The organism is Cloacibacillus porcorum (genome assembly GCF_001701045.1).
Taxonomy (GTDB): Bacteria; Synergistota; Synergistia; order Synergistales; family Synergistaceae; genus Cloacibacillus; species Cloacibacillus porcorum.
Genome location: NZ_CP016757.1, coordinates 1,795,564 through 1,809,273, shown reverse-complemented (window position 1 = coordinate 1,809,273; position 13,710 = coordinate 1,795,564). Strand labels below are relative to the sequence as shown.

The window sequence follows — 13,710 nt, the reverse complement described above, 5'->3', positions numbered from 1 at the left end:
GCCAGTTCGCATGTATGATAATAAAACAGAAAACGTATTCAAAGACAGAAAGAAAAATAGCTGCTCATTCTGCGGCAAATCACAGAACGAGGTCGCGAGGCTGTTCGCGGGACAACAGTCGAACGTCTTTATCTGCTCCGACTGCGTCCACCTCTGCAACATTTTGCTGAGGGGCGAGCACCTTGGCGCGGATGAGATGGAGAAGCCACAGGATAAGACTAAGCCCGATTATACCTCGCTTCCATCCATAGACAAACTGCCCAAACCGGCGGAGATAAAGGAATTTCTCGATCAGTATGTCATCGGCCAGGCACAGGCGAAAAAGGTGCTCTCCGTAGCGGTCTATAACCACTACAAGAGACTGCTGAATCCCGCCGTCGGCGACGACGACGTGGAGCTGCCGAAGAGCAACGTCCTTCTTGTCGGCCCCACCGGCAGCGGCAAGACGCTGCTTGCGCAGACGCTGGCAAAGATGTTGCACGTCCCCTTTGCGATGACGGACGCGACGACGCTGACCGAGGCCGGCTACGTCGGGGAAGATGTCGAAAATATACTTCTGCGCCTCCTGCAGGCCGCCGATTTTGACATACAGGCGGCGGAGCGCGGCATCATCTACATAGACGAGATCGACAAGATCGCGAGAAAGTCGGAATCGACCTCTATCACGCGAGACGTTTCGGGCGAGGGCGTCCAGCAGGCGCTGCTGAAAATTATTGAGGGCACGGTGGCCAACATTCCTCCGAAGGGCGGGCGCAAACACCCCAGCCAGGAGATGATCCCCATCGACACCAGCAATATTCTCTTTATCTGCGGCGGAGCCTTCGACGGCCTCGAAAAGATAATTTCACAGCGCACCAACGAAAAGCAGCTTGGTTTCGGCGGGGAGATCAGCTCCAACGCCAGCATGAAAAATAACTCCGAGCTCCTTAAAAAACTGGAGCCCGACGATCTGCGCTCCTACGGCTTCATTCCCGAGTTTATCGGGCGTCTGCCGGTTCTTGTGGCGCTTGAGGCGCTCTCGGAGGATGCGCTCATCCAGATACTCAAGGAGCCGAAAAACGCTCCGCTGAAGCAGTATAAGAAGCTCTTTGCCCTTGAGGATATAGACCTTGAATTTACCGACGACGCCGTAAAGACGATCGCCGAACGGGCCTCCAAGCTCAACACCGGCGCCCGTGGGCTGCGCACCATTCTTGAAAGGCTCATGCTCGACCTGCAGTATGAGATACCCAACAGAACGTCGGACGTCGCTTCGCTCACCGTGACCAAAGGCGCGGTCGAGGGAACGGAAAAACCGCTCGTCGAAACAGGTGCCAAGGCATATGGAGCAGAATAAGCCGCTCATCTATCCCGTCATTCCCGTGAGGGATATGATAGTTTTTCCCGGCGTGGTCTCGCCGCTATTTATCAGCAGACCACGCTCGATGCGCGCGGTCGAAGAGGCCAGCGAACACGACCGGATAGTATTCATTACGGCGGAGAAGAAACCCTACCCCGATACCGTGCAGCCCGAAGGGCTCTACAAAATCGGGACGGTCTGCAAGATCCTCCAGAACGTGCGCCTGCCCGACGGCTCTCTGAAGGTCGTCGTAGAGGGCGGCTACCGCGCGCAGGCGGTGAGGTTCGCGACCAACGAATCATTCATGCTCGCCTCCGTCACTCCGTTAGAGACTGAGAAGTGCGAACCGACGCTTGAAATGCGCGCCCATATGCGCTCCATTCTGCGTGAATTTGAACAAAACGTCCACCTCGATCCCAAACTGCCGGAGGAGATCGCGCGTTCAGTTAGAGATATAGACGTTCCCGACGTACTCTGCGACGTGGTGACCTCTCACAGCCGTCTCGACATCATCGAAAAACAGAAGATACTGGAGACCGCCGATACATCCGACCGTCTGAGCCTGCTTCTTAAGATGCTTATAACGGAGAATGAGCTGCTGGGGCTGGAACGTGACCTGGAGGACCGCGTGCGTTCCGAGATAGACAAGGACCAGCACAACTACTATCTGCGCGAACAGCTGAAGGTCATTAACGAGGAGCTCGGCGAAGAGAGCCCCGCGAGCGAGGCGGAGGAGCTTCGCGCCGCCGCTCTGGCCTCCGGTATGCCGGAGACCGTCATGGAGCGCGTAAATAAAGAGATATCAAGATTCACTAAACTGGCCCCCGTCTCGCCGGAGGCCGCCGTAGCGCGGACCTACATAGAGACGCTGGTGGAGCTGCCCTGGAATAATTCCACAGAGGACTGTCTGGATCTGGCCAACGCGCGTAAGGTGCTTGAAGAGGATCATTACGGTCTGGAGGATGTCAAAAAACGCATTCTGGAGTACCTCGCCGTTAAAAAGCTGGCGGGAAAGAATATGCGTGCGCAGGTCATCTGCTTCGTCGGGCCTCCCGGCGTGGGTAAGACCTCCCTTGGCCGCTCGATCGCGCGTACCATGGGGCGCGAGTTTATCAATATATCCCTTGGCGGGATGCACGACGAGGCGGAGATACGCGGACACCGCCGCACCTATGTCGGCGCGCTGCCGGGACGCATAATCCAGAAGATAAAACAGTGCGGCTCTAACAACCCGCTGATTTTGATGGACGAGATCGACAAACTTGGTTCCGATTTTCGCGGCGACCCTTCGGCGGCGTTGCTGGAGGTGCTCGACCCGGAACAGAACTGGCACTTCACGGACAACTTTCTTGAAGTTCCATTTGATCTGAGCAAAGTCATGTTCATCACCACCGCCAACTCCGCCGCCACGATACCAAGGCCTCTCCTTGACCGCATGGAGGTCATTCCGCTTCCAGGCTATGTGATGGAGGAAAAGATCAAGATAGCCAAGCGCCATCTGATACCACGCATAATCAAGGAACATGGCCTTGAGAAAGAGGACTTTGTGATCTCCGAAGCGGCGCTCAAAGATATCGTATCATCCTATACAATGGAGGCTGGCGTTCGTTCGCTTGACCGCGAGCTCTCGAAGGTCGCGCGGAAGATCGCTACGGAGCTGGCGGAGGCTGATGCGCCTGAGAGAGGCGCACTTGGCAAAGAGCGTATCAAGAAGATACTCGGCGCGCCGAAGCTCCACAACACGAAGATACCGAAAGAAAATGCCGTCGGTACGGCTATCGGTCTTGCCTGGACCGAAGCCGGCGGCGACGTCATCCTCATCGAATCGGCCGCCATGGAGGGCACCGGTAAGGTTACCTATACGGGAAACCTCGGCGATATCATGCAGGAGTCGGCGACGACCGCCCTCGCCTACCTTAAATCGCACGCCAGCCGTTACGGGCTCGCGGATTTTGAATGGGGCAAAAAAGATATCCATATCCATGTCCCGGCCGGCGCGGTGCCAAAAGACGGCCCCAGCGCGGGGATTACCCTCGCACTATCGCTCTGTTCGACACTCACTGGGCGTGAGATCGATACAAAATACGCGATGACGGGGGAGATGACGCTGCACGGAAGCGTCCTGCCGATCGGAGGCATCCGCGAAAAGACTCTGGCGGCGAAACGCCTGGGTATAAAAGAGATAATACTGCCCGAGGCGAACAGGCCGGACACGGCGGAACTTAGCGACTGGGTGCTGAGCGGCATGAAACTCCACTATGTATCCAATATAACGAAGGTTTTTGAATTGGCCTTGAGGCCGGGAGAATAAGATGAGTGTATGGAAATCAGAGCTGTTCTGCACGGCTTTCAATAAACAGCAGCTGCCGCCGCCGGGACCTCACGAGATCGTCTTTGTCGGGCGTTCAAACGTAGGGAAGTCGACGCTGATAAACGCGCTGCTCGGCAGGAAGCTCGCTAAGGTAAGCTCCAAGCCCGGAAAGACGCGCAGCATCAATTTTTACAATGTCGACGCGGAGCCTCATAAATTCTCGCTTGTCGACCTGCCCGGCTACGGCTACGCGGCGCGCGGAATGGACGAGCGCAAAAGCTGGTGGAAGCTGATAGACGACTATTTCAGCCAGGACCGTCCGATATCCTACGTCGTGCACCTGATAGACTTCCGCCACGGGCCGCTCGCAAACGACAACGAGCTCACTGCCTGGCTCGACAGGATGGACATGCCCCGTATCGTAGTCTTTACCAAGGGAGATAAAATATCTCCCGGAAAGCGAAAAGGGCAGTATAATACGATAATGCGCGGCGGAATCGATTCTATTCTGCCGCCCTTCGTCACCTCCGGCGTCAACGACGCCGAGATGGAGAAGCTGCGCATCGGCATCGAAGAGGTCCTCTCCGAGATAATCAAGCTTGACGCGCAGGAGGCAAGATAAAAAGGCAGGCAAAACCAAACGCCTATTCCGATGATTAGATGTGTCAGCCGCTAAGCGGTTCGGTTTGGCCTGGGGCGCAGGCGTATATAAATACGTTGGAGCCACAGGTCAAATCGGACCGCGACGCGGATGGCATATATAATCATCGGCACCCAATCCAGAGGTGCCGGAACGGCCGGACTGACGGACTGGGAATAGATACGGACCGCGCCACCAGGCCGGCCCATTGAGGAGGAAACGGAAATGGATTCCGAGAAGGTGCAGTTAGGCAAGAGCTATGATCCCGTGCCCATTGAAGACAAATGGTACGCGGAATGGATAGCTGAGGGGCTTTTTAAGGCAGATTCGTCATCACCAAAACCGCCATTTTCAATCGTCATACCGCCGCCCAATGTGACGGGCTCGCTCCATGTCGGCCACGCGCTCGACAATACGCTGCAGGACATCCTCTGCCGCACAAAGAGAATGCAGGGCTACGAGGTGCTCTGGCTGCCAGGTACCGACCACGCGGGTATCGCCACGCAGAACGTCGTGGAGCGTTCGCTCGCCAAAGAGGGCATATCACGTCACGACCTTGGACGCGAAGAGTTCGTCAAAAAGGTCTGGGAGTGGAAAGAGCAGTACGGCAGCACGATCATAAACCAGCTCAAAAAGCTCGGCGCCTCCTGCGACTGGGACCGCGAGCGCTTCACGATGGACGAGGGGCTTTCGCGCGCCGTCCGCAAAATATTTGTGGAGCTCTATAAAAAGGGACTCATATACCGCGGGAAATACCTCATAAACTGGTGCCCGCGCTGCCAGACGGCCCTCTCCGACCTTGAGGTCGAGCACGAGGAGATGGACGGCAAGTTCTATGAGGTCTCATACAAGTTCGCCGACGGCGAAGATGGCGGCGTCATCGTCATGACGACGCGCCCAGAGACGATCCTCGGAGACAGCGCTATCGCGATACACCCGCGCGACGAGAAGAACCGCCACCTCGTAGGCAAAAAGGTCGTCGTACCTCTCGTGGGACGCGTCATCCCCGTCATTGAGGACAACATGGTCGACCCCGAGTTCGGCACCGGCTGCGTCAAGATCACCCCGGCGCACGACCCCAACGACTTCCTTGTCGGACAGCGCCACAATCTCGAACAGATACAGGTCATTGACGATAAGGGCGTAATGAACGAGAACGCCGGCAAATATCAGGGGCAGGACCGCTTTGAGGCGCGCGGCGCGATCGTCGCCGACCTTGAAAAAGAGGGCGTGCTGCTCTCGGTCACCGACCTGCGCCACTCTGTAGGGCACTGTTACCGCTGCCATACCGTGATCGAGCCCTACCTTTCGGAACAGTGGTTCGTCCGCACGCGTCCCCTCGCGGACGCCGGGGTAGCCTCCGTTGAAGCCGGAAAGATAAAGTTCGTTCCCGACCAGTGGACCAACGTCTACTACCAGTGGATGGAGAACATACGCGACTGGTGCATATCGCGCCAGCTCTGGTGGGGACACCGTATCCCCGCGTGGTACTGCGATAAATGCGGTGAAGTCATCGTCGAAGAGAACGCGCCGCACAAGTGTCCGAAGTGCGGCAACACCGAACTCCGCCAGGACGAGGATGTGCTCGACACCTGGTTCTCAAGCGGACTCTGGCCCTTCTCAACGATGGGCTGGCCCGACGAAACAGAGACCCTGAAGAAATTCTATCCGACCTCCGTGCTTGTGACGGGATTTGACATCATCTTCTTCTGGGTCGCCAGGATGATAATGTTCGGGCTTGAGGGAATGAAGGGCGAAGTGCCCTTCCACGACGTATACATCCATGCCCTTGTACGCGACGAAAAGGGGCAGAAGATGAGCAAGTCGCGCGGAAACGTCATCGACCCGCTGACGATCGTGAAGGACTACGGCGCGGACGCGCTGCGCCTTACGCTCGCGGCGCTCACGGTACAAGGGCGTGACATCTTCCTCTCGACCGACCGCATTTCGACATACCGCCTCTTCATGAACAAGCTCTGGAACGCGAGCCGTTTCGCGCTCATGAATCTTGAAGACGCCGCGGCGGGACAGGAGATAGACGAAAGGGAGCTTCAGCTCCACGACAAATGGATACTCAACCGCATCTCGCAGGTTTCGGCGGAGATGACGCGGCTGCTTGACGGATACTTCTTCGGCGAAGCGGCGCGCCTCATGTACGACTTCACCTGGGGCGAGCTCTGCGACTGGTACCTTGAGCTGTCAAAGCCGGCTCTGCGCGGCGACGAGGGAGAGCCGCGCCGCCGGACGACGCAGGCCGTCCTGCTCGCCGTATTTGAAGACGTCCTCAAGCTGCTCCACCCGATCATTCCCTTCGTAACTGAGGAGCTCTGGCACGCCTTCCCCTTCGGCACCGACCTCGTGGAGCACAGCAGCTGGCCCGCGCCGCGCGTCGCCGTCGACGAAAAGGTGCTCGCGGAGATGGACTTCATTCAGGATGTGGTCCGCGCGGTACGCAACCTCAGGGCCGAGGCCCGCATCGCGCCGCAGCAGATGATCCCCGGCGTAACGCTCGCCGTCCACAGTAAAGAGAAGCTCGCGCTGCTCAAAGAGTGCGAAAAGCAGATAGAGCTGCTCACAAAGGTGGAAAAGGTCACCTTCACCGAAGAGGGCGCCGCGAAACCGGAGAGAAGCCTCGCCTCGGTGCTCGACGACGTCCAGGTATACCTGCCGGTGGGCGACCTGCTTGACGTGGACAAAGAGATCCAGCGCCTTAAAAACGATATCGCCAAACTTGAGAAGGATATCGAAAAGAGCAAGATAAAGCTTGCGAACAAACAATTCGTCGAGCGGGCGCCCGCCGAAGTCATCGACAAAGAGAAGGGCAACCTTGCCGACAACGAGACAAAGGCTCAGCGCATGAAGGAAAACCTCAGTAGCCTGACCAACTGATTTTAATGAACGAAAAAGAGAGATTTTCCGAAGTAGAAAAAAAATTGCAGGAGATGGCAAGCCCGGGCATCCGCCCGGGACTTGCCCGTCTCGCCCGTCTTCTCAGCGAGGCCGGTATGCCGCAGGACAAATTTCCCTCCGTGCACGTCGCGGGGACCAACGGCAAAGGTTCGACCGCGGCCAGTCTCTATGCAATTCTGCGCAAATCAACCTACAAAACTGCCCTATATACCAGCCCGCACCTCGTAGACTTTTCCGAGCGGCTGGTGATCGACGATAAAAGAGTCTCCGCCGAAAGGTGGCTTGCCGCCGTCGGCCTGCTTGAGCGGATAATAAAAAAAACCTCTTTTTTTACTGACAACCTTCCGACATATTTTGAACTGATAACGGCGGCGGCGATTTTAATTCTCGCCGAAGAGTCGCCCGATATCGCCGTCTTTGAGGCGGGGATGGGCGGCAGGCTCGACGCCTCCAACATCCTCGGCGACGTCAGGCTCAGCCTCATAGTGCCGATAGGCCTTGACCACACAGAATATTTAGGAGATACGCTTGAAAAGGTGGGCGCTGAAAAATTTGCCATCATGCGCCGGGATACGCCGGCGCTCTTTGCCGGCGACCCAAGGCTCGACGCCCAGTTCATCATCGCCGCGAAGCTGCACGGCGCGGCCCCGCATATCTTCTCATCAGCATACAGTGTAGCGGATGCCGATTATTCGCTCTCCGGCACGGACTTTACCCTGCGGGACAAAGAGGGCGGCGGGGAAGAGAGATATCATACGCCGCTGGTAGGCACCTTCCAGTCGGAGAACGCGGCGCTGGCCGCGGCGGCGGCGCGCCTGCTCAGCCCGGCATTCCCAAAGATAACGGCGAAGACGATAAAAGAGGGCCTCGCCAGGACTCTCTGGCCCGGACGCATGGAGGTGATCGCGCAGGCCCCTCCCGTGATAGTAGACGGAGGGCATAACCCGCACGCGATGAGGCGTATCGCCGAGACGCTGAAGACCCTCATGGGCGGCAGCCACGTAAACATCGTCATCGCGATGATGCATGACAAGGAGATCGCCGGCGCGCTTTCATTTTTGCGTGGACTCGACGTCACCCTCTACTGCACGGAGGTGCCGGGAAATGAGCGTTCTCTTGGCGCGCGGGAGATGGAGCGGGCGGCATCGGAGGCTGCTCTCAGGAGCGGGGGAAGTTTTCACGAGCCGCTTGCGGCCATCGCCGAGGCCTCCAAAGAGGGTGCGCCGGTGCTCTGCTGCGGCAGCCTATTTCTCGTCGGGTACATAAAGGAACGAAAAGATGAACTTCGAAGGATTTAAAACATATGAGGACGAGAGCGGCATTATCATCGAAATGGTAATGCCCTCTGTTTTGAGGGAAAGCTTTTTCGCGAAGCTATACGCCCGCGGCGTGCTGAACGACGCCGCCGAGGGCGATCCCGAGACGGTCTGGAAGGCCCTCTCCGCCTGCTATAATAATAGGCCGCTCGTCGCGCCCCGCCAGGTACACGGCGTAAATATCATTGAGGCGGACGGCGGGCGGACTCTTCCGCAGAGGCCGGATGCCGACGGAGTATTTATCGAAGACGGCGCGCATCCGCTGGCAAGTCTGCGCTTTGCCGACTGCACGCCGGTGGTGATCGCCGGGGCGGCCGAACGGCCCTGGATGGCGGCGCTGCATTCCGGCTTTAAGGGAACCCTGCAGAATATCGCCTCCGCCGCCGTGAGGCTGGCGCTCGCAAAACACCCTGGACAGCGTCCCGGTGAAATCTGGGCGTGGATCGGCCCCGCGATCGGCAGGGAATGCTATTCGCGGCGGAGGGAAGATCCGACGACAGAACTGGCTCTAAAAAATTTCGCGCCGGAAAACGTCTCGGAGAGCGGCGAAGGTTTCAATTTCGATATCAAAGGTCAGATAGTCCGTCAGCTTATAGAAATCGGCCTGAAATATGATAAAATTTATATGTATGATTGCTGTACCTGCTGCCGTAATGATTACTTCTATTCTTACCGCGCAGGCGATGAGAAAAAAAGAATATTTCTGTTAGCGGGAAGTGCCAAAAAACAGAGATAGATGTGAGAATTATATAAAGCGTGAGCTTATACCACTCTCCTAGAGGTGAAATGTATGGAAGCAGTAAGGGTTGGAGTCGTAGGCGTCGGACATCTTGGGATGCACCACGCGAGAGTATATACGGAGATACTGGGAGCTCAGCTTGTCGGCGTGGTAGACATCAACGACGAACGCGCGCATACGATAGCGGAGCCGCTGGGTGTCAGCGCATACAACGATTTTGAAACCTTTCTCAAGGACACGCGCCCGGACGCGGTCAGCATTGTCGTTCCCACCAGCATGCACTATGAGATCGCAAAAAAGGCAATGGAGCACGGCGTCCATGTGCTCGTCGAAAAGCCCGTCACGACAAGCGTCGACGAGGCGGAGAGGCTTCTGCACCTCGCGGTGGAGAAGGACGTCATCCTGCAGGTCGGCCACATAGAGCGCTTCAACAGCGCCGTGGAGCACGCCCGTGAATTCATCAAAGATCCGTATTTCATCCAGACACACCGCATGGGGCCCTTCTCGCCGCGCATCAGCGACGTCGGCGTGGTGCTTGACCTCATGATACATGACGTAGACATCATCCTTTCGATGATAAATTCGGACCTCGTCTCGATCTCGGCGATCGGCAAGTGCATCCGCACGGACCATGAGGACATCGCCTCGGTCCAGATGCGCTTCGCCAACGGCGCGATGGCTCAGATACTTGTCAGCCGCGTCTCCGAGAAGCGGCTGCGCCAGATGGAGATCACGGAGGCGGAGCGCTTTGTGACGGTCAACTATGAGACGCAGGACATCACCGTACAGCGCTGCGTCCGCCAGAGCGGCGGAAACATCGTCGAGGTGATGGAGCATCCCGTGTTCCCTAAGACTGAGCCGCTCAAGATGGAGCTCCAGCACTTTATCTCATGTATCCGCGACGGGCTGCAGCCGATGGTCGGCATCAAAGACGGCAAACGCGCCCTTGAGGTATGTGTCGCCGCGCTGCGCCAGATCCATGAAGAAAAAAAACAGAATTATTCGCTGCTTTCGGCAATATAAAGAAAAGAGGCCATGACATAAGGCTGATTAAGCGTTATCATTTAGAGAGGAAGAGTTTTCCTCTCTTTTTTATTGTATATGGCTGCTGAAAGGGTGAAGCTGGTTTTGTTTGGATTTTTAAAAAATGTGCCATCGGTGAACATTCAGGCCTTTGTAGCCCTCGGCCTATTCGGCGTATCGCTCCTTCTCGCACGTATGGTCGTCAACATACAGTCGGGGAAGTGGCCGGGAAGCGCGGTCTGGGTGACCTACCTGAGGATGGTGCTCGGCTTTACCTTTGCCGCCTCCATTGGGCTTGGCCTATACAGCTTTGCGGGGATAGACATTCTATTCAGCAGATGAACATATTGAGCGGGACGGAGGAGGACGTGCCTCCAGCCCCGCTCACAGTATAATTTAAAATAAACACAGGGAGAGAGTTGTGACAATGAATAAGCTACTCGAACGCGCGTTAGCCGGAGACACGAGATCGATCGGACGCCTCATCAGCCTTGTCGAGGCGGATTCACCTACCTCCAAGGAGATCATGAAGGCCGTCTATCCAAAGACCGGCAGGGCGCAGGTGATCGGTATTACCGGCAGCCCCGGGGCGGGAAAGAGCACCTTTGTGAACCGTCTAATAGCGCAGTTCAGGGCTGAGGGCAAGCAGGTCGGCGTCATCGCTATAGACCCCTCAAGCCCCTTCACGGGCGGCGCGATACTGGGAGACCGCCTGCGTATGCAGGACCACGCCGTTGAGGAGGGCGTATTTATCCGCAGCATGGGTTCGCGCGGCAACCTCGGAGGCGTCAGCCGCGGCACGCACGAAGGGGCGCTGATCCTCGACGCCTGTGGCTTCGACGTTGTGATAATCGAGACCGTCGGCGTTGGGCAGTCTGAGGTCGACATCGTGAAGATCGCGGACACCGTCTGCCTCATCCTCACGCCCGGCATGGGCGACGACGTCCAGATAATGAAGGCCGGTATCATGGAGATCGCCGACGTATTCGTCGTCAACAAGTCCGACAAAGAGGGGGCCGACAAGGTCGCCGCCGACGTTCAGGTGATGCTCAAAATGCTCGGCGAGCGCGAATGGGTGCCGCCGGTGGCGCTCGTCTCATCGAACAAAAATACCGGCATCGACGAGGTAAAGGATATTATCAAGAATCACAGCGCCTACCTCCACAACAGCGAAGAGGGCAAACGCCGCCGCTGGTCGCAGCTTGAGATGGAGGTCGAAGCGATCCTGAGGGGCGAAATATCGCTGCTCGTGGAAAACGCCTGGAAGGAGCGCCGGACTGATTCTCTGATGGATGAGCTCTCATCAAGAAAGGCCGACCCCTATACGCTCGCGGGCGAAATAATTCAGAAGGTTGTAAAATAAATAATCCATACGGAGGAACTGATAAATTATGAAGATAGCGGTAGCTTCGGACCACGCGGGATATGAACTAAAGGAAGAGATAAAAGAGAGCCTTGCTAACGCTGGGCATGAGGTACTCGACTGCGGCACAGCATCCGGCGACGTGCGCGTCGATTACCCCGATTGGGGATTCAAGGCCGCCGACGCCGTGGCGAGCCACAAAGCCGAGCGCGGCATCCTCGTCTGCGGCACCGGCATCGGCATGAGCATCGTCGCGAACAAGGTCAAAGGAATACGAGCGGCGCTCTGCCACGACCACTTCACGGCGGTCATGAGCCGCCGCCATAACGACGCCAATATCCTCGTGCTCGGCGCGCGCGTGCTCGGCTCGGACGTCGCCGAAGATATGGTCAAGGCGTGGCTCGCGGAGCCCTTCGAAGGCGGACGGCACTGCTTCCGGCTTGAGAAGATCAGCGCCTACGAAAACGAGAACTCAAACTCCCGCGAGGCGGCCTCCGGCGGCGGCAGGACCGTGGTCATCGACCACCCGCTCGTGCGCCACAAGCTCGGGCTCATGCGCAATAAAGAGACATCCTCAAAGGACTTCCGCGACCTCGTGCAGGAGGTCGCCGGACTCATGGTCTACGAGGTGACGCGCCACCTGCCGCTGGAAGAGGTGGAGATCGAGACCCCCGTCGCTAAGACGCGCGTATTCACCATCTCGGGCAAAAAGCTTGCGATCGTCCCCGTCCTGCGCGCCGGCCTCGGCATGGTAGAGGGCATCCTTAAACTCGTCCCCAACGCTAAAGTGGGACATATCGGCCTCTACCGCGACCCCGATACGCTGAAACCCGTCGACTACTACTGCAAACTGCCGTGTGACATTTCGGAACGCGAGATATTCGTCGTCGACCCGATGCTAGCCACCGGCGGTTCGGCGGCGGCGGCCGTCAGCCACATCAAGGACAGGGGCGGTAAAAAGGTCTCGCTCGTCTCGCTGCTCGCCGCTCCCGAAGGAATAGCCGCCTTCCACGAGGCTCACCCCGATGTGGATATATACACAGCGGCCGTCGACAGCCATCTCAACGATCACGGGTACATCGTCCCCGGACTCGGAGACGCGGGAGACAGGCTATTCGGAACAAAGTAATAATAAAGCCGCCCGACCGGTGGCTCCACAAAAATGAAAGGAATATAAATTGCTTTCAATCTATCTGTTTACGCTCTTAACCTTCCTCTGGGGACTGGTAGGCACGCCGATCGCGATCGCGCTGGCGCAGAAATTCCGCCTGCTTGACATACCCGGAGGAAGAAAGAAACATCACAACATCATGCCCCGCGGCGCGGGGCTTGTTCTGTGGAGCGGCTATCTCATGTGGGCCCTCTTCACCGGCAACCCCGGCGTCGAGGTGCCCTATATTGCTACAGGGGCTTCGGTGATCTTTATCGTCGGCTACATGGACGACATGCATCCGCTGCCGCCTCTGCTGCGCCTGATATTCCACCTCCTCGCCGCCGCCTGGGTCATCTATCCGCTGCCTGTGCCGCTGTGGCAGCGGCTGCTCTTCGTCCTCTGGATTGCGGGCGCCACCAACGCCTACAACCTCATAGACGGGATGGACGGCCTCTGCCTTACGATAACGCTCATCACCGCGCTCTGCGCGCTGATCGCGGGCGGCAGGGGAGTCTGGCTGCCCTTCGCGGGTCTGGTATTCGGCGTCCTGCTCTGGAACTTTCCGCAGCCGCGTACCTTTCTCGGAGACGGCGGCAGCACCCTTCTAGGATACATCTGTTCGTCGCAGCTTGCGTGGAGCATATTCCCGCATATCTTCGGGACCGGATTTATACACCTAGGCTTTATACTGCTCTTTCTTGGAGGCGTACCAGTCATGGACACGCTCGTAGCGATGACGCGCAGGGTGATCCACAAAAAGTCCCCCTTTGAGCCGGACAGGGGACACGCGCACCACAAGCTGCAGGATTTCGGCCTGCCCAAATTCGCAACGCTTATCGTGATGGGGTCGGCGCACGCGCTCATCATTGCCCTTGGCATGCGCCTTATGGGGCTGCCGGTATTCAAATTCTTTTAA

Annotated in this window: 11 protein-coding genes; all 11 read left to right on the top strand. The window is 57.5% G+C overall.

The features are described 5' to 3' along the window. Window positions 1-10: 10 nt before the first annotated feature. On the top strand, window positions 11-1,336 hold the full coding sequence (gene clpX, locus BED41_RS08065; protein ID WP_066744713.1) for an ATP-dependent Clp protease ATP-binding subunit ClpX: 1,326 nt from the start codon (window positions 11-13) through the stop codon (window positions 1,334-1,336). Further along, window positions 1,323-3,650 (top strand): endopeptidase La, encoded by a 2,328-nt coding sequence (lon, locus tag BED41_RS08060; protein WP_066744712.1) that lies wholly within the window; start codon window positions 1,323-1,325, stop codon window positions 3,648-3,650. Before clpX ends, lon begins: the two co-directional genes overlap by 14 nt. 1 nt (window position 3,651) lies before the next feature. Next, entirely contained in the window at window positions 3,652-4,272 is a 621-nt protein-coding gene (gene yihA, locus BED41_RS08055) for a ribosome biogenesis GTP-binding protein YihA/YsxC (protein ID WP_066744711.1), read from the top strand. A 243-nt stretch (window positions 4,273-4,515) separates the two neighbouring features. Beyond that, entirely contained in the window at window positions 4,516-7,179 is a 2,664-nt protein-coding gene (locus BED41_RS08050; RefSeq protein ID WP_066744710.1) for a valine--tRNA ligase, read from the top strand. Between the two features lie 53 nt (window positions 7,180-7,232). Continuing rightward, window positions 7,233-8,498 carry a bifunctional folylpolyglutamate synthase/dihydrofolate synthase gene (locus BED41_RS08045; protein ID WP_229712437.1) on the top strand — a complete coding sequence of 422 codons (1,266 nt, stop codon included), beginning with the start codon at window positions 7,233-7,235 and terminating at the stop codon, window positions 8,496-8,498. Next, window positions 8,479-9,252 (top strand): purine nucleoside phosphorylase YfiH/LACC1 family protein, encoded by a 774-nt coding sequence (locus tag BED41_RS08040; protein WP_066744708.1) that lies wholly within the window; start codon window positions 8,479-8,481, stop codon window positions 9,250-9,252. Before BED41_RS08045 ends, BED41_RS08040 begins: the two co-directional genes overlap by 20 nt. A 54-nt stretch (window positions 9,253-9,306) precedes the next feature. Continuing rightward, on the top strand, window positions 9,307-10,278 hold the full coding sequence (locus BED41_RS08035) for a Gfo/Idh/MocA family protein (protein ID WP_066744707.1): 972 nt from the start codon (window positions 9,307-9,309) through the stop codon (window positions 10,276-10,278). A 105-nt stretch (window positions 10,279-10,383) separates the two neighbouring features. Beyond that, window positions 10,384-10,620: a flagellar biosynthesis protein FliR gene (locus tag BED41_RS08030; RefSeq protein ID WP_084002559.1), complete on the top strand. Its 237-nt coding sequence runs from the start codon at window positions 10,384-10,386 to the stop codon at window positions 10,618-10,620. Between the two features lie 85 nt (window positions 10,621-10,705). After that, window positions 10,706-11,641: a methylmalonyl Co-A mutase-associated GTPase MeaB gene (meaB, locus tag BED41_RS08025; protein WP_066744705.1), complete on the top strand. Its 936-nt coding sequence runs from the start codon at window positions 10,706-10,708 to the stop codon at window positions 11,639-11,641. Window positions 11,642-11,669: 28 nt separating this feature from the next. Further along, window positions 11,670-12,770, top strand: coding sequence for a uracil phosphoribosyltransferase (gene upp / locus BED41_RS08020; protein WP_066744703.1), 1,101 nt, complete (start codon window positions 11,670-11,672; stop codon window positions 12,768-12,770). A 49-nt stretch (window positions 12,771-12,819) separates the two neighbouring features. Then, window positions 12,820-13,710: a glycosyltransferase family 4 protein gene (locus BED41_RS08015; protein ID WP_066744702.1), complete on the top strand. Its 891-nt coding sequence runs from the start codon at window positions 12,820-12,822 to the stop codon at window positions 13,708-13,710.